Consider the following 20,282-nt stretch of genomic DNA (forward strand, 5'->3'; position numbering starts at 1 on the left):
GGCGGGAGGCGTGTCGGCTGGCTGGGTCATGGGCTTGCCTCCTCAGATGGCGTGGGCGTGGCCGCCGAGATAGGCCTCGACGATGCGCGGGTCGTCGGCGAGCGCGGCCGCCTCGCCCTCCATGATGATGCGGCCGCCGTCCAGCACCGCGGCGCGGTCGGCGATGCGCAGGGCGGCCTTGGCGTTCTGCTCCACGATGAGGATGGAGAGCCCCTCCTGCCGGATCTGCGACACCAGGTCGAAGATGCCTTTCACGAACTTGGGGGCGAGGCCGAGGGAGGGCTCGTCCAGCAGCAGGATGGAGGGCTTCGCCATCAGCGCGCGGGCGATGCACAGCATCTGCTGCTCGCCGCCGGAGAGCGAGCCCGCCACCTGGCCCATGCGCTCGCCGAGCTTGGGGAACAGGGCGAGCACGCGGTCGAGCTCGGCGAGGCCGTGGCGGCCGCCACCGATGACGAGGTTCTCGCGCACGCTCATGGGCGAGAAGATCTGCCGTCCCTCGGGGGACTGGAGCAGGCCGCGGGCGACGATCTCGTTGCTCTTGAGCCTGGTGATGTCCTCGCCCTTGAAGCGGATGGTGCCGGCCTTGGCGCGGTAGATCCCGGAGATGGCGCGCATCAGGGTGGTCTTGCCCACGCCGTTGGAGCCGAGCACCGCCACGATGCCGCGTTCCGGCACGTCGAGGTCCACCCCGTGGAGGATCTCCTGGACGCCCATGGCGACGGTGAGGCCGCGGATTTCGAGCAGGCTCATCTTGCGTCCCTTCAGTCTTCCACGCCGAGATAGGCTTCGAGCACGACCGGATCGGCCCGGACCGCGGCCGGCTCCGCATCGGCGATCTTGCGGCCGGAGGCGAGCACCACCACCCGCGAGCAGATGCCCATGACGAGGTTCATGTCGTGCTCCACCAGCATGATCGCCATGCCGGCGGCGTTCAGCGACCGGATGAAGCGGGCAAGCTCCGCCGTCTCGGAATCGTTGAGGCCGGCGGCCGGCTCGTCGAGGATCAGCAGGTCCGGCTCCATGGCGAGGGCCCGGGCGATCTCCAGATACTTGCGCTTGCCGTAGGAGAGGTTGGCGGCAAGCTCCTCCGCCTCGGCGGTGAGGCCGACGCGCTCCAGCGCCGCCCAGGTGCGCGCGGAGATGGCGTCCGAGCGGCGCGCGCCGCCGAACACCGCCCCGAACGCCGACTGGCCCATGGCCCCCACCGCGCCCACCGACACGTTGTCGAACACCGACATGTTCGGGAACACGCGCAGGTTCTGGAAGGTGCGCGACATGCCGCGCGCCGCGATCTTGTGGGGCTTGAGGCCGGTGATGGCCTCCCCCTTGAAGCGCACCGCCCCCGCGGAGAGCGGCGTGAAGCCGGAGATGAGGTTGAAGAGCGTGGTCTTGCCCGCCCCGTTGGGGCCGATGACGCCGACCAATTCGCCGTCCTCGACCCGGGTCGTCACGTCGTCCACCGCCAGGAGGCCGCCGAAGCGCCGCGTGACGTGCTCGATCTCGATGAGGCTCATTGCCAGCCCACCTCGCGGTTGGAGGGCGCCGCGCCCCATTTCAGGCCGAAGCCGCGCCGCACCAGCGAGAGCGCGGAGACCTCGCCGAACAGGCCCTTGGGCATGAACAGGATGGAGAAGAACATGACCAGGCCCACCATCACGTTGCGCAGGTCGCCGAGGCCGCGCAGCAGCTCGGGCAGCAGGATGAGCACCACCGCCCCGATGATCGCCCCCGGCAGCGAGCCGAGCCCGCCCACCACGATCATCGCCAGGATGAGGATGGAGGTGGAGAACCCGAAGTCGTTGGGCGAGACATAGCCGGTGGTGTAGGCCCACAGCGCCCCGGCGACGCCGGCGAAGAAGGCCGAGATGGTGAACACCTCGATCTTCAGCCTGACGGTGTTGACGCCCATGGCGTCGGCGCACTGGTCGTCCTCGCGCAGGGAGCGCAGCGCGTTGCCGTAGTAGGAATGGCTGAGGCGATGCAGCACGAAGATGGACAGCGACACCAGCACCGCCACCACGAAATAGACCGCGAGCGGCGCCTTGAGCGCGAAGCCGAACAGGTTGATGCCGGAGAACAGCATCACGCCGTTCGGGCCCTTGGTGACGGCGACCCAGTTGAGCAGCACCGTGTTGATCATCTGCCCGATGGCAAGGGTCGCCACCGCGAAATAGATGGACACGAGCCGCATGGTGGGCAGCGCCACCACGAAGGCGAACGCCGCGGCGACGAGCCCCGCCGCCGGCAGGCCCCAGATGAAGCCGAGCTTCAGGTCGGTGCCCATGAGCGCCGCCACGTAGGCCCCGATGCCGTAGAACGCGGCGTGGCCCAGATGGAGCAGGCCCGCGGCGCCGGTGACGAGGTGGAGCGAGGCGGCGAGCAGCGCGAAGATCAGCACCAGGTTCGCCACCTGGAAGAAGTAGCCCTTGCCGGCGAAGGCGAGGGCGGCCGGCACGAGGCCGAACACGAGGAGAAGGACGAGGATCTTTCCGATCCAGCCTTTGCGGGCGAAGTCAGACACGTTCCCTCCCGGCTCCGAAGAGGCCCTGCGGAAAGAAGATGAGGGTGACGATGAGGAAGCCGTAGGCGACCATGTCGGCCCAGTTGGACGAGATGAAGGTGGTGGCGAGCCCCTCGGAGAGGCCGAGCAGCAGCGCGCAGACCACTGCGCCGGGGATGGAGGAGAGCCCGCCCATCACCATGGCGACGAAGGCCTTGATGCCGGGCACGAAGCCCATGGCCGGGAAGATGGCGCCGTAATAGAGCCCCACCAGGATGCCCGCCCCCGCGCCCATCATGGAGCCGAGCGCGAAGGTGGTGATGATGGTGCGGTCGGTGTCGATGCCGACATATTTCGCGCCGAGCGGATTGGCGGAGACCGCGCGGATGGCGAGGCCCGCCCGCGTCCGCGTCAGCATGTATTGCAGCCCGCCGAGCATGATGGCGGCCACCGCGAAGATGATGACGTCGCCGGTGACGATGGTGACCGGGCCGAGCTCGATGGGCTTGTTGATCAGGTAGTCGAACGGCAGCGTCTGCATCTGCGATCCGAAGGCGAACTCCAGACCCTCGCGGGCGACGATGGAGACGGCCAGGGACGACATCAGCGTCGATTCCCGCATGGCGCGGGATTTCAGCGAGGCTTCGTCGGAGAACCGCCGGAACGGCTTGAAGGCGATGCGCTCGAGGCCGACGCCCATGGCCGCGCCCGCCGCCAGCACCACGAACAGCACCACCAGGAAGGGCGGCGCGAACGCGGTGATGAAGAGGAGGCCGACGAACGCGCCGAGGGTATAGACCTCGCCATGGGCGAAGTTGACGACGTTCAGCACGCCGAAGATCAGCGTGAAGCCGATGGCCATCAGGGCGTAGATGACGCCCTGCGACAGGCCGATGGCCAGCTGCTGGAGATAATAGGGATCGATCACGGAGGGCCCCTTCAGTCGGGTCGCGGACCGCCGGCTTGCCCGGGCGAATGCCCCGGGGTTACCGGATGATGGATGGACGCGTCGCGCGGGCGGTTCATCGCCTCGCTCGTGGACGCCTTCGGGCGGATGCCTGGCGGGTGGATGCCTGGCTGGCTGATGCTGGGATCGCGGCGGCGGGGACGCGCGGCGGCGCCCCCGCCGGGCGCTCACTCCCCGATGGGGGTGAAGACGCCGTTGACGATGCGCACCTTCATCAGCTGCTTCACCGGCTCGCGGTCGGGGCCGAAGGTGGTGGTGCCGGTCACGCCGGGGAAGTCCTTCGTCGCCGCCAGGGCGTCGCGCACCTTGGCGCGGGTCACGTTCGGGTAGGACTTCACGATGGCGTCGAGCATGATGTTGACGGCATCGAAGGCCTGGGCCGGGAACTGGCCCGGCTCGGCGCCGCGCACCTTCACCCACTCGGCCACGAAGTCCTTCACCTCGGGCTTCGGGCTGCTGGGCATGAAGTTGGTGGTCAGCGACAGGCCCTCGGCATCGGCGCCGGCGAGCTCGATCACCTTCTGGTTATGGGCGGCCGAGGTGGAATAGATCGGGATGTTGATGCCGAGCTGCTTCATCTGCTTGATGAAGTTGGCGGCGTCTTCATAGAAGAAGGCAGTGTAGACCGCGTCGGGCTTCGCACGCTGGATCTTGGTGAGCAGGGCGCGGAAGTCCGGAAGGCCGCGGTTGAAATACTCGGTGAGGACCACCTTGCCGCCGCCGGCCTCGAAGGCGTCGGCAAAATACTTCACGGAGGTCTGCCCCCAGTCGGTCTGCTCGCCCACGAGGGCGACCTTCCTGATGCCCTTCTTCAGCATCCAGGCGGCGTTGTAGGGGCCCTCGCCGGCCTGGGTGGTGATGTTGCGGAACTGCCACTCGGAGATCTTGGCATAGTCCGGGTGCGAGGCGGACTGGGAAAGCTGGGGCATGCCCGCTTCCTTGTAGACCTGTGCCGAGGCCATGGAGACGCCGGAGGTGAAGTCGCCCAGCACGCCGACGATGGCCGGATCGTCCACGAACTTGCGGGCGATGGTGACGCCTTCCTTGGCGTCGGAGCGGCTGTCCTCGAACACGATCTCCACCTTCACCGGCAGCCGGCCCGAGGCATTGAAGCGGGCGAGGGCGATCTCGGCGGCGGTCTTGAAGTCCTGCCCGTACTGGGCGGTGTTGCCGGTGAGCGGCAACTGGTAGCCGATCCGGATGGGATCGGCGGCGAGCGCCGTGCCCGCCAGGGCGGTGGCGAGCGGGGCGGCGAGGGCAAGACCGACGAGGGTCCGGCGGGTGAGGGGATGACGGGTCAGGGTCATGGTTCCGGTCTCTGGAAGGGACATTTATTTAATTGGTATTTTGTTTGTATGCGAAGAATTGGGCGGCACGCGGCTTCAGGCCGCTGCGCCGGGCTCCACGATCAGGCGGCAGCAGCCCTCCTCGCCGGGGTGCCAGGTCTCGCCCTTGAAGACGAAGCCGGCGGCGCGGAACAGGCCGCCGTCGATGGCGCCGCCCGCCGTGCACAGCAGCTCGAGGTCTTCCCCGGAGCGGCCCATGGCGACCCAGGCCTCCTTGAGGGGGCAGCGGTGGAACTTGATCTCGAGCCGCTCGGCGTCGCACTGGCGCACCTCGGGTTGGAACAGCACGTCGCCGGCCGGAATGCCGCCGAGGAAGCGATCCTTCAGGCCGGCAAGGTCGGCGGGGCCGAGGTCGGCGAAGCGCGCGCCCATGGTCACGCCCATGCGGCGGGTGGCCTCGCTCACCAGTTCCACGGCGCGCTCGGTGCCGAAGGCCTCGCGCAGCACGTCGAACATGTTGGCATAGGCCGCGGCCCGCATGTTGAAGGCGCCCTGCAGCCATTCGATCGGCACCATGCGGCTGGTGGGCGTGCTCTCGGTCATGAACTCATCCTCTCTCGATGGCTGCGGTTGCGTGGCTGTCAAGGTGTCTCAGGAGGGCTCGCGGCCGTCCTTGTAGCGGTACCAGGCGAGCATCGCCGGGGCGACGAGCTTCGCCACGGCGTGGAAGGGATAGGGCCGCACCGGCGTGAGCGGCACCGGCAGGTCGGCCTCCGCCTTGCCCTCGATGGCGTCGGCGAAGACCGGGCCGAGCGCCGTGGAGAGCGCGACGCCGCGCCCGTTGCACGCCACCCAGGCCCACAGGCCGTCGGCGACGCGGTGGAAGCGGGGCATGCGGTCGCCGGTCATGCCGATGCGCCCGTTCCAGACGAAATCGAACGCGGGCACGCCCATCTGCGGGAAGATGCCGGCGAGGCGCCGGCCCACCAGCGCCTTCAGCCGCTCCGCCCCGTTGAACGGCACGATGAGCGCGCCGCCGGAAACCAGGCGCCCGCGCGCGTCCCAGCGGAAGAAGCGCAGGTCGCCATGGGTGTCGGAGAGCGCCTGCCGGCCGGGCAGCACCGCCGCGCGCACCGCCTCCGGCTGCGGCGCCGTGGCCATCTGCCAGGACAGGACCGGCACGAGGGAGCGGGCGAGGCGCGGGGCGAGGCCGGGCTCGAACCAGTCGCAATAGCCGTTGGCCGCCATCATCACCTGGTCGGCGACGACGCGGCCCTTCGCGGTGGCCACCACCCAGCCGGCGGGCGTGCGCTCCACGGAACGCACCGGGCTGTTCTCGTGCAGCGTGGCCCCGGCCGCCACCGCCGCTTCGGCGAGGCCGCGGGCGAAGGCCAGCGGATTGATGTGCCCGCCCGAGGTGTTGAGCATGCCGCCGTACCAGTCGCGGGAGCCGCAGAGGCGGGCGGTCTCGTCGGCATCGAGCAGGCGGACCGGGGCCCCGCGCCGCGCCCAGGCCTCCACCCGGGCGGCCGAGAGCTTCACCCGGCCGGGCGAGTGGGCGGGCTGGAACCAGCCGGTCTGCTCGGCCTCGCATTTCAGGTCCAGGCGGCGCACCAGGTCGAACAGGTTGGCGGCGCTGTCGCTGACCAGCTGGGCGAAGCGCTCGCCCACCGTGCCGAAGCGCTGCGCCATCCCGTCCGGCTCCGCCCCGGTCATGGTGGGGATGACCTGGCCGTTGTTGCGCCCGGAGGCGCCCCAGCCCACCTCGGCCGCCTCCATCACCACCACCCTGCGCCCCCGCTCGGCCAGCGCGAGCGCAGTGGAGAGCCCGGTGAACCCCGCCCCCACGATAGCCACGTCGGCCTTCGTCTCGCCCTCCAGCGCCGGGGACGGCGGACGCTTCGGCGTCACCGAGGCCCAGAGGGAGGGCGGAAAAGGCACGGGCTGGGACATGGCGACGGGGTCCTGGAGTGGGGAGGGCCGAGCGGATCAGGCGGCGACGGTTTCTACCTCAAGCGACCCGTCGAAAAAATCGACCGCTGCGCGTGCATGCAGCTTCGTGGAGTCGAATGCGGGCAGCGGGCTGTCTTTGTCGTCGATCAGCATGCCGATCTCGGTGCAACCCAGGATGACGCAGTCCGCGCCCTGGCCGGCGGCCTTCTCGATCACCTCCACATAGCGGGCGCGGGAGGTGTCCTTGACGATGCCGCAGCACAACTCGTCGAAGATGATGTCGTGGACGGCGATGCGGTCGGCATCCTCCGGCACGATGGTCTCAAGGCCGAACTTCGCGGTCATGCGGTCGCGGTAGAAGTCCTGCTCCATGGTGTAGCGGGTGGCGAGAAGGAGGGGCTTCCTCATGCCCGCCTCCACCAGCGCATGGCCTACCACGTCCACGATGTGCAGCAGCGGAACGGGAACCGCGCGCGCCACGGTGTCGGCGACGAGGTGCATGGTGTTGGTGCAGATGAGGATGCAGCCGGCGCCCGCCTTCACGAGACCGTTCGCCGTGTCGGCCAGCGCCTGCTCGGCGAGGTCCCAGCGACCGGCCTTCTGCATGGCGACGATCTCATCGAAATTCACCGAGTGGAGCAGGATGTCGGCAGAGGCGAGCCCGCCCCGGCGGTCACGCACCAGCTCGTTGATTTCCTTGTAATAAACGGCTGTGCTCTCCCAGCTCATGCCGCCGATCAGTCCGATTGTCCGGGACACACGACATCTCCCTCATTCAATGTCCCGGGCACTTTATCCCGGCAGCGGCGGAGGATGGGCGCGTCTTTGCGCAAAATCCGGTTGAACTTTGCAATCAGATTGCATAATATGGCATGAATCTAGAAAATTTTTGCGTATCTGGATCAGTTTGAACAAATGAGGTGCGCATGCTGGACATTCGCGACAAACGAATCCTGGAGGCGCTGCAGGAGGACGCCACCCTGCCGGTGGCCGATCTCGCCGACCGGGTGGGGCTGTCCACCTCGGCGTGCTGGCGCCGCATCAAGGCGCTGGAGGAGGACGGGCTGATTGCGCGGCGGGTGGCGCTGATCGACCGGCGCAAGACCAATGTGGCCATGACGGTGTTCGTGGGTGTGCGCACCTCGCGCCACTCCATGGCGTGGCTCGATGCCTTCCGCAAGGTGATCCAGGGCATCCCGGAGATCGTCGAGGCCTACCGCCTCACCGGGGACATGGACTATCTGCTGCGCCTCGTGGTGCCGAGCGTCGAGGTCTATGACGCGGTCTACAAGAAGATGATCAGCGAGGTCGACTTCACCGACGTGACGTCCTTCATCTCCATGGAGGAACTGAAATACACCACCGCCGTCCCGCTGCGCTATGCCTGATCCGCGACCGGGGCCTCTCTGTCCGGCCGGCGTGGAAGGCGGCGCCGGGCAGGGCACTTCAATCAAACCGCGCCCGGGCGCATGGCGTACTTCGCGGTGATGATCCCGGCCAGCAGGTTCGGCCCGGCCACGGACGATCGGATGGAACGGGGCTGGCGCCTGGGCAATCTGCCCTGATCGCGGGTCCCTGGTCTGCCTCGCCGCACTGGGGGCGCTGGGCGCGCGTGCAGGCGGTGCGGACATCTGGAAGCCCACCGCCCGCGTGACCTTCCGGGGCGCGCTCGCCATGGCGGCGACGGCGGCTATCGGCACCTTGTCGGTCACGCCGTGCAGCGGCCATCCACCGGCGCTATCGCCGGCTCGGGTGGCGGAGCCAGGGGCCACGTCATCTCAGCCTCGCCGTCGGCGCGCACGAACAGCGCCGCGAGGCCGAGGCGGCGCGCGAGAGCAGGCCCCTCGATCGCCCCGTGCACCAGCAGCGCGGTCGCCCAGGCATCCGCGGCCATGCAGGTTTCACCCAGCACGGTGACGGCAGCGAGATCATTGTCCAGCGGCGCGCCCCGTGACGGGTCCATCGTGTGCGAGAGCGTGCGACCCGCCACCTCCACCCGATGGCGATAATTACCCGAGGTGGCGACGGCGGCGCCGGACAATTCCAGCACCCCGAGGATGTCCCGCCTTCCCACGGATGGCCTTTCATGGGCCACCGTCCAGGGCCGGCCGTCCGGCTTCAGGCCTTGGGCCCGCATCTCGCCGTCGATGCCCACCAGCCAGGAGGAAAGCCCGGCCTCCAGCATCTCGCGGGCCAGTTCATCCACGCCGAAGCCCTTGGCGATGCCGGCAAGGTCGAGCCGCAGGGGGGCCAGCCGGCGGGCCCGGCAGGCGGCCGGATCGAGCTGCAAGGTCTTCGGCGGCTCGAAGGAGGGGCGGCCGGCGAGGGCGGCGATGCGCCCGCCATCGGGCATGCGCGCCCCGCCGAAGCCCCACGCCTTGACCAGATCGCCGACGCCGATGTCGAACGCACCGCCCGACAGGCGGCCGACCTCCAGCGCCGTGGCGAGGACGTGCATCAGTTCGCGGGGGATGTCGATCCAGATGCCAACCTGAGCGGCGTTCAGCCGTTCCAGGTCGGACTCGGGCCGGAAGGTGGACATCTGCTGCTCCACCCGCTCCACCGCGCCCTGGAGGCGGCGGGTCAGCGCCGCTTCATCCACGTCGCCCGCCGCGAAGAATACGGCTGACCAGCGCGCGCCCATGGCAGGCCCGCTCAGGGCATGGCGCCGGAGCGCCCTCGCATCCGCCCCCGGATCAATAGACATCTTCGACATAGCGTCCGCTCGACTTGAGGGTGGGAAGGTCGAGGCCCAGCGGGCGCACCACGGGCTCCAGAGCGCGGGTCACGGCCTCGGCCATGTCGCGGCCGCCGCAGACGAGGATCTGCGCGCCCTGCCTCACCAGTTCCCGCAGGCGCGGGGCGTCGGCGGCGATGCGGTCCTGCACATAGGCGCTGCCGTCCGGATCGCGCGAGAAGGCGGTGCGCAGTGTCGTGAGGCGCCGCTCGGCCAGATGCTGGGCCAGCTCGTGCTCATAGAGGAAGTCCGACGCGGCACTCCGCCCGCCCCAATAAAGATGCACCGGCCGTCCCGCCGCATTGGCCCGCACGAAGCCGGCCAGCGGCCCGATGCCCGCCCCCGCGCCGATGAGGATGAGCGGCGCCCGTCCCTTGGCCGGACGGAAGGCCGGATTCTCGCGGATGAAGGCGTCGATGGTGGCGCCGGGTTGAAGCGCGTGCAGGAAGCTGGAGCACAGGCCGCCTTCACGCAGGCGCACGCAGATTTCCAGGATGCCGTCGCGGGCGGAAGAGCCGAGCGAGTAGAAGCGGGGCATGACATCCCCCGGCGGTAGGATGCCCACGAGGTCGCCGGCCTCGAAGGCAGGCAGCCGGCCGGGGGCGCCGGTGCGCGGATCAGATGGCGCCTGAAAGCGCAGGATCGCCACGGGCGCACCCACCGCCTCGCCGTAAAGCTCCCGCCCGGCGAGCACGAGGGGCATTGTCTTCGGCGGCTCGGCCATATAGGCGAGCACGAGGTCATGGCCCAGCGCGGCGCCAAGGTCCCGCCCCCATTGGGCGAATTCCTGCGCCGAGCGGCGGTCCACCCGTTTCATGGGCACGATCTGCGGGCATCCCCGCGCGTCCAGTGCATCGGCGACCGCGCGGGCGAACCGGCAGAAATGCGGGAAGCTGCGGTCCCCGAATCCCAGCACCGCCACCGCCGGCCGCCCGGGCAGGCGCGCGAGGCGGGCGAGGAAGTGCCTGGCCGACTGGGGGGCCGCGCCCTCGCCATAGGTGGCGGCAAGGACCAGCAGGCGCGGAGCGGCCAGATGCGCAGAGCTCACGTCGTTCATGGCGGCGGTGTGGACCTTGTGCCCGGCGGCGGTGAGGGCCGCGTGCAGCGTGCCCGCGAAGCCCCAGGTGGAATTGCCCTCGCTGCCCACGAGAATCACGGTGTCCGCCGACCGCGCGGGCACGTTGGCGGCGATGCGCGGGCGCGCCGCGCGCCGGCGCAGCCAGAGGACGAGGCCGGTGCCGCCAAGCACCGGAACCGCCGCCGACGCAAGGCCAAGGAAGAGGCCGAGCACCCAGGCGCGACGCCCGGTGTGCAGCATGCGCACAAGATCATTGACCCGCTCCAGCGCCGTCGCCGGCTTGAGGGCGAGCGTGGCGCCGGTGGCGGCATCCACCACCCTCTCGCCTTCGGCGGTGGCGAGGGTGAAGACATCGGCCGGGTCGGCGGGATCGGGGAAGGAAAGTTCGCGCAGGTCCTGAAGCTTCACGGCCTTCAGCGTGGCGAGCGTGCCCACCGGAGCCGGCGCGCCGCCGCTGGCGGTGACGGCGGGGCTCGTGCCCTGCGCCTCTGGGAGGAGGCCGAAAGTGCCGGCGGACATCCACAGGCCGGTGAGCGACGACAAAAGCAGGCCGAGTGCGGCGAGCCGTCCCAGCTCGCCGTGCCAGCGTTGCGCCGGCGTGCCGCGGACGGGCCGCAGCAGCGCCCCCGCGCCGCCCAGCCGGCGGGCGAGCAGCGCAACGCCGGACACACTCAGGCCCAGCATGGCCAGCGCGCCGATGGCCGCCGCCGCGCGGCCCGCATCGCCCGAAAGGAAGGAGCGGTGGAGATTGGTGATGAAGCGGGTGGTTTCGGACACAGCATACGGCCCCAGCCCCGCCCCTGTGGCGGGGTCGATCTGCTCCACACCGCGCGCACCGTCCTCGTCGAAGGCCGCGGTGAGGCTGCCATCCGCCCGAAGCCGGATGACACTGACGCCCGGATGGCGCGCGGCGACCTGCGCGGCAAGGTCCGCGACACTGGTCGCAGCCGGGATCGCCGGGGCGGCAGCGCGGTCGAGCGCCGGCTGGACGGACAGAACGGCGCCGGTGACGGCGGTCACGGTGAGGGCGAGTGCCAGCACGATGCCCGGCAGGCCATGGAGGCGGCGAAGCATGGGGATGTCCGATGGGTTCAGAAGGTGACGGTGAAGGATTTCACATAGCCTCTGCCGGCGACGGGCTTGCCGGACGCGCTTGCGGCGAGCGGCGCGACCACTTCGGAGGGATTGTCCATCCCGTCCTCGACCGCGGTGTCCACATGGACCTTGTAGCCGGCGTCGATCATGGCATCGGCGAGATCGAGGGTGATCTTCAGCGTCTTGCCGGAGCCGACGCTGGCGCCGGTGATGCCGTCGATCTCGGTGGCCCGTCCACCGGAGGCGCGCTGCCAGTCGGAAAGGTGACGATGGTATTTCGCCTTGCCGCCGGCCATCCAGAGCGTGCCCTTGTAGGCGCCTGAGGCATCGGTGACGTAGAGCACCACATAGGCGCCGTTGCCGCCGTAGTTTTTCAGCGTGGTCTCGAACGTGACCTGCCGCGCCTCGGCAAGCACGGGCGAAAGCAGGGTGGCGGTGGCCGCCACGGCGGGAAGAACGAGCTTCATCTGACTATTCCTTTGAAAGTGCGGGCGGTTGGCCGGAAGTCACTGCACCTCGACCTTCGGCCGGGCCTGGCCCTGGAACAGGCCATTGTCGGGCACCGGGGTCGCGGGATCGGCCGGGCCGGTCTGCTGAGCCGCACCGCGACGACCGCCCGAATGACCGTCATCGTCATCGTCATCGTCATCATCGTCATCGTCATCGTCATCGTCGTTGTCGCCGTCGTGGGCCTGACGGCGGTCGTGATGGCGATCCCCGCGCGCGTGCTGACGATCGTTGTCTGCGAGCCGGAGGGGCCGAGCGTCGGCGTGGGCGGCTTCGTCGTGCATGCGCGACGGCAGGTTGAGATGGTCGATCTGCGTGGCCGCCAGCGCCACGCCAAGGCCAGCGGTGGACAGGAGCAGGGCCGTTCCGATCAGGGTGCGCGTCTTCATGGGAGCCTCCCGGCGATTGATGACGCCGGCACCCTCGCGCTCGAACCTGACAGCACCCTGAAGCAGGGGCGGGATCGCGTTCAGCTTCCCGTCAGGATCACGACGCCTCTGGAAAGCGAACGGTGGCGCTGAAGCCATCCGCACCACCCGACATCGGCGAGGCGATCTCCAGAGAGAGCCCCGCGCCGCGGCAGATGGCGGCGGCGATGGCGAGGCCGAGGCCCGAGCCGTCCGCACCGGTCGGCCCGCGCTCGAACGGGCGCAGCAGGAGGGCGAGCCGCTCGGCCGGCACCACGGCGCCATGGTTTGAGACTTCGAGCCGGTCCGCATCAAGACGGACATGGACCGGCGTATCGGGCGTGCCGTGCTTCAGCGCATTCTCGATGAGATTGCGCGCGAGCACGGCGAAGGCGTCGGGGTCGAGGTCGCTGACGGGGCCGCCGTCCGGCGCGACGGTCAAGGCCATGTCGCCGGCGCGCGCGGTCTGGCGGTCGAGGTCGGCGATGACATGGCGCAGCACCGGGGCGAGCGGGGCCGGCGCCTCGGCGAGGAGGCCGGCGCCTTCCGCCTTGGCGAGCTGCAGCAGCTTTTCGGACAGGCGCGAGAGGCGGCGCAGCGCGCCCGCGATGGAGCGCGCCCGCTCCTGCTCCGGTCCCTCGGGCAGCTCGGCCATGAGCCGCTGGGTCTGGGCCAGAGCGGCGGCGATGGGCGTGCGCAGCTCATGGGCGCTGTTGGCGGCAAAGCCCCGCTCCGCCTCCAGTGCGCCGCGCAGGCGTTCCATGAGCGCGTTCACCGCCCCGGCAACGGGCGCCATCTCCTCGGGCAGCCCCTGTTCGGGCACCGGCGCGAGGTTGCCCCGCCCGCGCGCGGCGATCGCGTGGCGAAAGGCGAGCACCGGCTTCAGGGTGAGGCGGAGCGTGAGCCAGACACCGGCCAGGGCGATGGGCACCAGAGCGACAAGCGGCCAGACCAGCGCCATCACCGCCCGCCCCACCGTGGCGGCGCGGTGGTCCAGTTCCTCGGCCGCGGTGACGACGATGGTGCCCCTCACCGCCGCTTCGGTATAGGTGCGCAGGCGGGCGGTGGTGTGAAAGCCGGGGGTAAGGCCGGCGGGGATCGCCATCTGCTCCGCGTCGCTGGACTGGAGCAGCACGCGGCCTTCGGCATCGCGCACCACATAGGTGATGAATTCCCGGTGCGGACTGACCGGCGCCATGTGCTGGGCGCCGGCGCCGTCCTCCCGTGCAAGCAGTTCGGAATAGGCGAGCGGCAGCACCCGTTGGGCCACCTCCTGAAGCGCGCTGTCGAACACCTCGTCGATCTCGTGCCGCAGCACCAGCCCCGCTACGGTGGCTGCGGCAAGCCACAGCGCCGCGGCGGACACGGCGAGCCACAGGCCGAGGCGCCGGCGCAGGCTCCACCGTCGCTGCCTGCTCACGCCGTGCCTCCCGGCGTCCCGAGACGATAGCCCATGCCGCGCACGGTCTCGATCACGTCGGCGCCGAGCTTCTTGCGCAGGCGGGCCACATAGACCTCGATGGCGTTGCTCTCCACCTCCGCATCGAAGGAATAGAGCCGTTCCTCCAACTGCGGCTTCGACATGAGCTGGTGCGGCCGCTGCACGAAAGCCTCGAACAGCGACCATTCCCGCGCGGTGAGGGCGACCACCTGCCCGGCGCGCCGCACCGCGCGGGCGGCGAGGTCCACCTCGATGTCGCCGAGCGTGACCAGCGGATTGGGATTGCCGGCATAGCGCCGGCCCACCGCACGGATGCGCGCCGACAGCTCGAACAGGTCGAAGGGCTTCACCAGATAGTCGTCGGCTCCGGCATCGAGGGCGGCGATGCGGTCCGAGATCTGGTCCCGCGCGGTGAGCACCATGACCGGCGTCGCGTCGCCCGCGTTGCGCAGGCGCTTGAGGAAATCGGAGCCGCGCCCGTCGGGCAGCATCAGGTCGAGGAGGATCAGGTCGAAGGCGGCGGCATGGAGGGCGTCGGTGGCATCGGCGAGGCGCGTCACCCAGTCGGCGCCGTGCCCGTCCGCCACGATCTGGTCGCGCACGGCCATGCCCAGGACGGGATCATCTTCGATGAGGAGGATACGCATCTGTCACCTCGGCGCGCAGCATGCAAATCTAGCGCGGCCGGAGGCGGAAGGGGCGAGAGAATCCGTCGGGGGGTTCAGCTTGGCGTCAGCTTGGCGTGCTGTTGATGGCGCCGGGGCGGAAGGAGGATGCGCGGTGAGACGCCCATGGTTCGCAATTCGGTATGCCGCCGCCGGCCTCGCTGCGGCCTGCCTCATCGCGACGCCGGCCGTGGCGGATCGCGATTGCAACGTGCCGCTGGCCGACTGGCAGCCGCGCGAGGCGCTGCAGAAGAAGCTGGAGGCAGAGGGCTGGACCGTCCTGTCCATCCGCTCCGACGACGGCTGCTACAAGGTCCGCGCCACCAATGCCCAGGGCGCGCGCCTGAAGGCGAAGTTCGATCCTGCCCGCCTTGAGCGGGTGACCGGCCGGGATGACGATGATTGATCGGGAGGGGTGTTATGGAGCCTCGGTCCATCGGGTGGCAGAAGCGGTGAACCCACCTCGATGAGGCGGAGCATTGCAGGGGTATCCCATTGCGGCCCGCAAACGCGGCTGACCGCTGTCGACCGATTCCGTTGAAAACCCTCCGCCGGCGGCGTGGCGAGGTGGGTCTTTTCGTAGGCTGAACGAGCCTCTCTTCTCAGGCCGCCGCCGTTCATGCCGCATGCGGCATGAGCTTGGCGAGCTTCCGGTCGTTCTGGAGCGCGATCCGAGCAAATTGAATCAATTTTCTCGGTGAATCGCCCTCTCAACTCAAGAAAGAGAATGCGTTGCCCGATCTGCTTGCGATGCAGGCAGATCGGCGCGTGCTCTCGCTGGGGGGTCTCAACCCGTCACCCGGCGGAGGCGCCATTCCAGCGCTGCCACCAGCCGGGCGAGGCCTGCCTGGACGACGATTCCACCTGGCCAACGATTCTACTTGGCGAAAAGCTGGCCGAGATCCTCGAACGCCTTCATTTCGATGGCGTTGCCCGAGGGGTCGCGGAAGAACATGGTCGCCTGCTCGCCGGGCTGCCCCTTGAAGCGGACATAGGGCTCGATGTCGAACCTGGTGCCGGCCGCGGTCATCCGGTCGGCGAGTGCCTGCCAGTCCTCCATCTTGAGCACGATGCCGAAATGCGGGACCGGGACGTGATGGCCGTCGACCGGGTTGCCGCCGGCATCGGCGGGGCCCATGCCCGGCACCAGATGGGCGACGATCTGGTGGCCGTAGAAATTGAAGTCGATCCACTCGTCGGAGCTGCGCCCCTCGGAGCATCCCATGACCTCGCCATAGAACCGGCGTGCGGCGGCAAGGTCGTGGACGGGAAAGGCGAGATGGAACGGGCGCAGCGTCATGGGCGGTGATCTCCTTCGCCGGCGTTGCTAGCGCATCAGCAGATGCGATAAAAGCTGAATATAGCTGCCTTCAAACATCAGGAAAACTGCGTTGGATACCGCGTTCGCCGCCACCGTCGTCGCCGTGATCGAGGAAGGCTCGATCGCCGCGGCGGCGCGCCGGCTGGGCCTCACGCCCGGTGCGGTCGCGCTGAGGGTGAAGACGGTGGAGGCGGAGCTGGGCGCCACGCTCATCGGCCGTTCCGGACGCCGCGTGGCCGCGACGCCGGCTGCCGCGCGGCTGCTCGGCGCGCTGCGCGGGCTGGTCGACGGGGCGGCGGAGCTGAAGCGGCTGGCGAGCGCCCGGACGGTCGCGGGCCAGTTGCGGCTGGGCACGATCGCGACCGCCAGCACCGGCCTGCTTCCGCCCGTGCTGTGCGCCCTGACGCAGGCTCATCCGGACCTCGCCCTGACCATCGAGCCGGGCACGTCCATCGAGCTGTGCGAGCGCGTGCTCGACGGCGCGCTCGACGCCGCCCTGGTGGTGGAGCCGCCCATGGCCCTGCGCAAGGGCGAGGCCTTCACGCGCTGGGTTGCCGAGCCCCTGGTGCTGATCACGCCGCCGTCGCGCGCGGGCGCGGACCCGCTTGCGCTGCTCGCCCGCGAGACCTTCATCCGGTACGACCGGCGCAACTGGGGCGGGCGCATCGTCGACCGCTACCTGCGCACGATCGGCGTCGTCCCGCGGGACCGCATCGAGCTCGACGCGCTCGACGGGATCGTCGCCATGGTGTCCGCCGGGCTCGGCGTCGCGATCATCCCGGACTGGACGGGCCCGAGGCCGCAGGGGACGCAGGTCGCGTGCCTGCCGCTTCCGCCTCCGGCGCCGGTCCGCAACGTGGGCATCTACTGCCGCAGCATGTCGCCGCGTCAGGACCTGATCGCGCTCCTGACCGAGACGTTCGGGCGATCGGCGTGCGGCAGCCCCCAGCGCTGATCAAGCCCTGCCGCCGCTCCGGTCATCTTCCCTGCCGGCGGTGGGCGCGCACGGGGCGGACCGCTCACCCGCCACGAGGACAGTCACAGCAGCATCCACGGCACATTCCCCCCCAAGGACGCGGCGTCATGCCCGGCGGCGGAGCAAGCGCGAGGCCTTGGCCCCGCTTTTCTCCGGCGGGCGGGGCTCGGTTGGGTCCCGGCGCATGTCGCCGCCAATAGGGGGCGTTTTCATCCACTGGGCCGGGGGCAGATCATGGAACGCTGGTCAAAGGAGGGACCGGTGTGAGCGGGTTCACGGGTGCGTTCCAGGCCGTTGCGTCGTAGCCTGCGGTCCCCTTACTCCGGCGCGGCATGATCGTGAAGAAAATCGGCTTCCTCTCGTTCGGGCACTGGACGCCCACGCCCCAATCCCACACGCGCACGGCCTCCGACGCGCTGCTGCAAACCATCGACCTTGCCGTCGCCGCCGAGGAGCTGGGCGCGGACGGGGCCTATGTCCGCGTGCACCATTTCGCCCGCCAGCTCGGCTCGCCGTTTCCGCTGCTGGCGGCCATCGGGGCCAGGACCCGCCGCATCGAGATCGGCACCGCGGTCATCGACATGCGCTACGAGAACCCGCTGTACATGGCCGAGGACGCGGGCGCGGCCGATCTCATCGCCCGTGGGCGCCTTCAGCTCGGTATCAGCCGCGGCTCGCCGGAACAGGTGATCGACGGCTGGCGCCATTTCGGCTACCGCCCGGCTGAGGGCGAGACCGACGCCGACATGGCCCGGCGCCATGCCGAGGTGTTTCTCGACATCCTGCGCGGCGAGGGCTTCGCCAGGCCCAATCCGCGGCCCATGTTCGCAAATCCCCCCGGCCTGCTGCGGATCGAGCCGCATTCCGAGGGGCTGCGCGAGCGCATCTGGTGGGGCGCCAGCTCGAATGCCACGGCGGTCTGGGCGGCCAGGCTCGGCATGAACCTGCAAAGCTCCACCCTGAAGCATGACGAAAACGGGCAGCCGTTCCACGTCCAGCAGGCCGAGCAGATCCGGGCTTTCCGCGCGGCGTGGAAGGCCGCCGGGCATGCGCGCGAGCCGCGGGTGTCGGTGAGCCGCAGCATCTTCGCCCTGGTGGACGACCGCGACCGCGCCTATTTCGGTCGCGGCGGCGAGGAGCAGGACACGATCGGTGTCATCGACCAGACCCGGGCCATCTTCGGCCGCGGCTACACCGCCGAACCGGACGTCCTGATCGCGCAGCTGGCGAAGGACGAGGCCATCGCCGAGGCCGACACGCTGCTGCTCACGGTCCCCAACCAGCTCGGTGTCGCCTACAACGCCCATGTCATCGAGGCGATCCTGACGCATGTGGCCCCGGCCCTCGGCTGGCGCTGAGGCCGGGCGGAAGCGGGGGGAGGTCCGGCAAGGCCCCCCTCTTGTCGGCATGCAAGGCTGATCCGACCTTCGCTGCGGTTTATTTGCATTTGCGAATTGATTGCGTTGCTGTGACCTATCTACTATTTTATCAGAATTGATTGGATGGTCTGATTGCTGGAAGTGCAGCGCGGCGCGCTCTTTCCATTGCCGACAGGAATTCCCGCATCGTGGAGCCGAAAAATAGAATATTTCTATTGAGCGCCTTCGCGCGGCATTACGACGAGTTGTTGCGCCATGTCGCGCGCCGCATCGGCAATCCGGCCATGGCGCGGGATGTGGTGCAGGACACCTTCTTGCGGATTCATGCCTCGGCGCCTTCCGCCGAGATCGCGAGCCCGTCCGCCTACCTGTTCCGCGTCGCCGACAATCTCGCCATCGACCATCTGAGGCAGGAGGCCGTGCGGTCGCGGCTGGTTACGGCGGAGGTCGAATATGAAGGCGTCGCGGCGCCCGAACCGTCTGCGGAGCACGCCCTGGACTACAAGCAGCGACTGCGCGTGCTCGATGCAGCCATCGCCGAGCTGCCGCCGAAGTGCCGCGAGGTGTTCCTGATGCACAAGTTCGACGGTCTCAGCCACGGCGAGATCGCCGAGCGCCTCGGCATCAGCCGCAGCATGGTCGAGAAGCACGTGATGAAGGCCCTCGTCCACTGCCGCGACCGGCTCGCGGACCTTCTCGATTAGAGCACGCGCCGATCAAGCTGCATCGCAAGCTGATCGGGTAACGCGTTCTCTTTCCTGAATTTGGAGCAGTTGAGCGGCAGGCGCGGGGCCGTGCGCCGACGATTTCTGGAAATTTTCTAATTCTTGAGGTGAGGTGGCAGCCGGTCTATTTCGTCAGGAGTGGCAGAGCGGTGAAATCGTTCGTTCGCCGCATGGCTCGCTCCACAGGTGCCGGTGTGCCCAATTCGCAAGATCGAGACACGACAGTCCGACACATGACCCGCGACGCGGCTCTCGCCTGGTTCGTCAAGGTGCGTTCCGGCGAGGCGACCCCCGCGGACCTTGCCGACTTCCAGCGCTGGATCACCGCCGACACCGAGCACCGTCGCGCTTACGAAAAGCTTGAGGTGCTCTGGGCCGATCTCGACCATCTGGGTGACCCGCGTCATGGCGAGGTGTGTCATGGCGAGGCGTGTCATGGCGAGGCGCGCAACGCGGTGGTGCCGCTGCATCCGGCAGGCCGTGCCGTGTCGCGGCGCGGCCTGTTTTTGGGGGCGGCGGGTGCCGCGGCGGCGGTGGCGGCGGGCGTCGCGATCGGCCTCCCGGGCTGGTTCGACGGCGATTTCCGCACCGGCGTCGGCGAGCAGCGGCAGTTGAACCTCGCGGACGGCTCGCGCGTGGAGCTCGATGCCGATTCCGCCCTCTCGCTCCAGTTCACGCCGCAGGCGCGCCAGCTCAGCCTGTTGCGCGGGCGCGCCTTTTTCGACGTCGCCCCCGATCCGGCGCGGCCGTTCTCGGTGACGGCGGCGGACGGGGTCACCACGGCGGCCGGCACCCAGTTCTCGGTGCACCGGTGGTCGAAAGAAGTGACCGTGACGGTGTCCCAGAACGCGGTCGCCATCCGGGCCGGCGAAGCCGCCGCCCTCCAGCTGAGGGCCGGCGAAGCCGCCGCCCTCCAGCTGAGGGCCGGCGAGGCGGTGAGCTATGATGCATCCGGCTTCGGCGAGATGGAGCAGGTGAGCGATGCCCAGGCCACCGCCTGGCGGCGCGGCAAGCTCATCTTCGAGGATCGCCCGCTCCGCCAGGTGATTGCGGACGTCAACCGCTACCGGCGCGGCAGCATCATGGTCACCGACAGCAACCTCCTGCGCCTGCGGGTCTCCGGCATCTTCGACATCCGCCAGCCCGACGGCGTGCTGGAGGCCATCACCCGAAGCCTTCCGGTGGGCTCCATCACGCTCACGCGCTATCTCGTGCTGCTCTACCCTGCCTGAGCCCGGGTGG

The 20,282-nt window shown here is 69.4% G+C and carries 21 protein-coding genes; 7 read left to right on the plus strand and 14 right to left on the minus strand.

Annotated features, from left to right (window positions below; genetic code table 11):
- Positions 1-42 precede the first annotated feature (42 nt).
- From K9U40_RS14245 to K9U40_RS14280, 8 genes are all read right to left on the minus strand, one after another.
- On the minus strand, positions 43-753 hold the full coding sequence (locus K9U40_RS14245) for an ABC transporter ATP-binding protein (RefSeq protein ID WP_282890833.1): 711 nt from the start codon (positions 751-753) through the stop codon (positions 43-45).
- Positions 754-764: 11 nt separating this feature from the next.
- Complete coding sequence (locus K9U40_RS14250) at positions 765-1,517, minus strand: ABC transporter ATP-binding protein (protein ID WP_282890834.1); 753 nt, start codon at positions 1,515-1,517, stop codon at positions 765-767.
- A complete protein-coding gene (locus K9U40_RS14255; RefSeq protein ID WP_282890835.1) occupies positions 1,514-2,524 on the minus strand; it encodes a branched-chain amino acid ABC transporter permease in 1,011 nt (336 codons plus the stop codon). The genes K9U40_RS14250 and K9U40_RS14255 overlap by 4 nt, the downstream gene beginning before the upstream one ends.
- The gene (locus tag K9U40_RS14260; RefSeq protein WP_282890836.1) at positions 2,517-3,431 is read right to left on the minus strand and encodes a branched-chain amino acid ABC transporter permease; all 915 of its coding nucleotides are present in this window, start codon (positions 3,429-3,431) and stop codon (positions 2,517-2,519) included. The genes K9U40_RS14255 and K9U40_RS14260 overlap by 8 nt, the downstream gene beginning before the upstream one ends.
- A 206-nt stretch (positions 3,432-3,637) precedes the next feature.
- Entirely contained in the window at positions 3,638-4,777 is a 1,140-nt protein-coding gene (locus K9U40_RS14265; protein ID WP_282890837.1) for an ABC transporter substrate-binding protein, read from the minus strand.
- A 75-nt stretch (positions 4,778-4,852) separates the two neighbouring features.
- Complete coding sequence (locus K9U40_RS14270; protein ID WP_282890838.1) at positions 4,853-5,359, minus strand: L-2-amino-thiazoline-4-carboxylic acid hydrolase; 507 nt, start codon at positions 5,357-5,359, stop codon at positions 4,853-4,855.
- Positions 5,360-5,407: 48 nt separating this feature from the next.
- Positions 5,408-6,709 carry an NAD(P)/FAD-dependent oxidoreductase gene (locus tag K9U40_RS14275; RefSeq protein ID WP_282890839.1) on the minus strand — a complete coding sequence of 434 codons (1,302 nt, stop codon included), beginning with the start codon at positions 6,707-6,709 and terminating at the stop codon, positions 5,408-5,410.
- 36 nt (positions 6,710-6,745) lie between these two features.
- A complete protein-coding gene (locus tag K9U40_RS14280) occupies positions 6,746-7,468 on the minus strand; it encodes an aspartate/glutamate racemase family protein (protein WP_282890840.1) in 723 nt (240 codons plus the stop codon).
- Positions 7,469-7,635: 167 nt separating this feature from the next.
- Between K9U40_RS14280 and K9U40_RS14285 the strand changes: the two genes are divergently transcribed.
- Positions 7,636-8,097, plus strand: a complete 462-nt coding sequence (locus K9U40_RS14285) for an Lrp/AsnC family transcriptional regulator (RefSeq protein WP_414114832.1) — start codon at positions 7,636-7,638, stop codon at positions 8,095-8,097.
- Between the two features lie 320 nt (positions 8,098-8,417).
- Here K9U40_RS14285 and K9U40_RS14295 read toward each other — a convergent pair whose 3' ends face one another.
- Genes K9U40_RS14295 through K9U40_RS14305 form a run of 3 tightly spaced genes read right to left on the minus strand, consistent with a single transcriptional unit; the run spans position 8,418 to position 12,086 of the window.
- Complete coding sequence (locus K9U40_RS14295; protein WP_282890841.1) at positions 8,418-9,425, minus strand: FAD:protein FMN transferase; 1,008 nt, start codon at positions 9,423-9,425, stop codon at positions 8,418-8,420.
- Entirely contained in the window at positions 9,406-11,598 is a 2,193-nt protein-coding gene (locus tag K9U40_RS14300; protein WP_282890842.1) for a PepSY domain-containing protein, read from the minus strand. The genes K9U40_RS14295 and K9U40_RS14300 overlap by 20 nt, the downstream gene beginning before the upstream one ends.
- A gap of 17 nt (positions 11,599-11,615) precedes the next feature.
- On the minus strand, positions 11,616-12,086 hold the full coding sequence (locus tag K9U40_RS14305) for a DUF2271 domain-containing protein (protein ID WP_282890843.1): 471 nt from the start codon (positions 12,084-12,086) through the stop codon (positions 11,616-11,618).
- Positions 12,087-12,239: 153 nt separating this feature from the next.
- On the opposite strand from K9U40_RS14305, the gene K9U40_RS14310 reads away from it, so the two are divergent.
- Complete coding sequence (locus K9U40_RS14310; protein WP_282890844.1) at positions 12,240-12,647, plus strand: hypothetical protein; 408 nt, start codon at positions 12,240-12,242, stop codon at positions 12,645-12,647.
- Here the strand turns inward: K9U40_RS14310 and K9U40_RS14315 are convergent.
- Both K9U40_RS14315 and K9U40_RS14320 read right to left on the minus strand, forming a co-directional pair.
- A complete protein-coding gene (locus K9U40_RS14315) occupies positions 12,613-13,953 on the minus strand; it encodes a sensor histidine kinase (protein ID WP_282890845.1) in 1,341 nt (446 codons plus the stop codon). The genes K9U40_RS14310 and K9U40_RS14315 overlap by 35 nt on opposite strands.
- A complete protein-coding gene (locus K9U40_RS14320; protein ID WP_282890846.1) occupies positions 13,950-14,621 on the minus strand; it encodes a response regulator transcription factor in 672 nt (223 codons plus the stop codon). The genes K9U40_RS14315 and K9U40_RS14320 overlap by 4 nt, the downstream gene beginning before the upstream one ends.
- A 133-nt stretch (positions 14,622-14,754) precedes the next feature.
- Between K9U40_RS14320 and K9U40_RS14325 the strand changes: the two genes are divergently transcribed.
- The gene (locus K9U40_RS14325) at positions 14,755-15,045 is read left to right on the plus strand and encodes a PepSY domain-containing protein (RefSeq protein ID WP_282890847.1); all 291 of its coding nucleotides are present in this window, start codon (positions 14,755-14,757) and stop codon (positions 15,043-15,045) included.
- A 471-nt stretch (positions 15,046-15,516) separates the two neighbouring features.
- Here the strand turns inward: K9U40_RS14325 and K9U40_RS14330 are convergent, their stop codons facing one another.
- Positions 15,517-15,939, minus strand: a complete 423-nt coding sequence (locus K9U40_RS14330) for a VOC family protein (protein WP_282890848.1) — start codon at positions 15,937-15,939, stop codon at positions 15,517-15,519.
- Positions 15,940-16,030: 91 nt separating this feature from the next.
- On the opposite strand from K9U40_RS14330, the gene K9U40_RS14335 reads away from it, so the two are divergent.
- The 4 genes from K9U40_RS14335 to K9U40_RS14350 all read left to right on the plus strand — a co-directional run bounded on the left by K9U40_RS14335 (position 16,031) and on the right by K9U40_RS14350 (position 20,272).
- A complete protein-coding gene (locus K9U40_RS14335; protein WP_282890849.1) occupies positions 16,031-16,915 on the plus strand; it encodes a LysR substrate-binding domain-containing protein in 885 nt (294 codons plus the stop codon).
- A 359-nt stretch (positions 16,916-17,274) separates the two neighbouring features.
- Positions 17,275-18,294: an LLM class flavin-dependent oxidoreductase gene (locus K9U40_RS14340; RefSeq protein WP_282890857.1), complete on the plus strand. Its 1,020-nt coding sequence runs from the start codon at positions 17,275-17,277 to the stop codon at positions 18,292-18,294.
- A gap of 236 nt (positions 18,295-18,530) precedes the next feature.
- Entirely contained in the window at positions 18,531-19,019 is a 489-nt protein-coding gene (locus tag K9U40_RS14345) for an RNA polymerase sigma factor (RefSeq protein ID WP_282890850.1), read from the plus strand.
- Positions 19,020-19,273: 254 nt separating this feature from the next.
- Positions 19,274-20,272, plus strand: coding sequence for a FecR family protein (locus tag K9U40_RS14350; protein WP_282890851.1), 999 nt, complete (start codon positions 19,274-19,276; stop codon positions 20,270-20,272).
- Positions 20,273-20,282 lie beyond the last annotated feature (10 nt).

The sequence above is a fragment of the Xanthobacter autotrophicus genome, assembly GCF_030015065.1.
Classification (GTDB): Bacteria; Pseudomonadota; Alphaproteobacteria; order Rhizobiales; family Xanthobacteraceae; genus Xanthobacter; species Xanthobacter autotrophicus_D.

Bases quoted from the DNA above. Each gene is read 5' to 3' on its own strand.
- K9U40_RS14285 (WP_414114832.1), top strand. From the start codon at position 7,636: ATGCTGGACATTCGCGACAAACGAATCCTGGAGGCGCTGCAGGAGGAC.
- K9U40_RS14300 (WP_282890842.1), bottom strand. From the start codon at position 11,598: ATGCTTCGCCGCCTCCATGGCCTGCCGGGCATCGTGCTGGCACTCGCC.
- K9U40_RS14320 (WP_282890846.1), bottom strand. From the start codon at position 14,621: ATGCGTATCCTCCTCATCGAAGATGATCCCGTCCTGGGCATGGCCGTG.
- K9U40_RS14270 (WP_282890838.1), bottom strand. From the start codon at position 5,359: ATGACCGAGAGCACGCCCACCAGCCGCATGGTGCCGATCGAATGGCTG.
- K9U40_RS14275 (WP_282890839.1), bottom strand. From the start codon at position 6,709: ATGTCCCAGCCCGTGCCTTTTCCGCCCTCCCTCTGGGCCTCGGTGACG.
- K9U40_RS14330 (WP_282890848.1), bottom strand. From the start codon at position 15,939: ATGACGCTGCGCCCGTTCCATCTCGCCTTTCCCGTCCACGACCTTGCC.
- K9U40_RS14295 (WP_282890841.1), bottom strand. From the start codon at position 9,425: ATGTCGAAGATGTCTATTGATCCGGGGGCGGATGCGAGGGCGCTCCGG.
- K9U40_RS14310 (WP_282890844.1), top strand. From the start codon at position 12,240: ATGACCGTCATCGTCATCGTCATCGTCATCATCGTCATCGTCATCGTC.
- K9U40_RS14265 (WP_282890837.1), bottom strand. From the start codon at position 4,777: ATGACCCTGACCCGTCATCCCCTCACCCGCCGGACCCTCGTCGGTCTT.
- K9U40_RS14245 (WP_282890833.1), bottom strand. From the start codon at position 753: ATGAGCCTGCTCGAAATCCGCGGCCTCACCGTCGCCATGGGCGTCCAG.
- K9U40_RS14350 (WP_282890851.1), top strand. From the start codon at position 19,274: ATGACCCGCGACGCGGCTCTCGCCTGGTTCGTCAAGGTGCGTTCCGGC.
- K9U40_RS14250 (WP_282890834.1), bottom strand. From the start codon at position 1,517: ATGAGCCTCATCGAGATCGAGCACGTCACGCGGCGCTTCGGCGGCCTC.
- K9U40_RS14305 (WP_282890843.1), bottom strand. From the start codon at position 12,086: ATGAAGCTCGTTCTTCCCGCCGTGGCGGCCACCGCCACCCTGCTTTCG.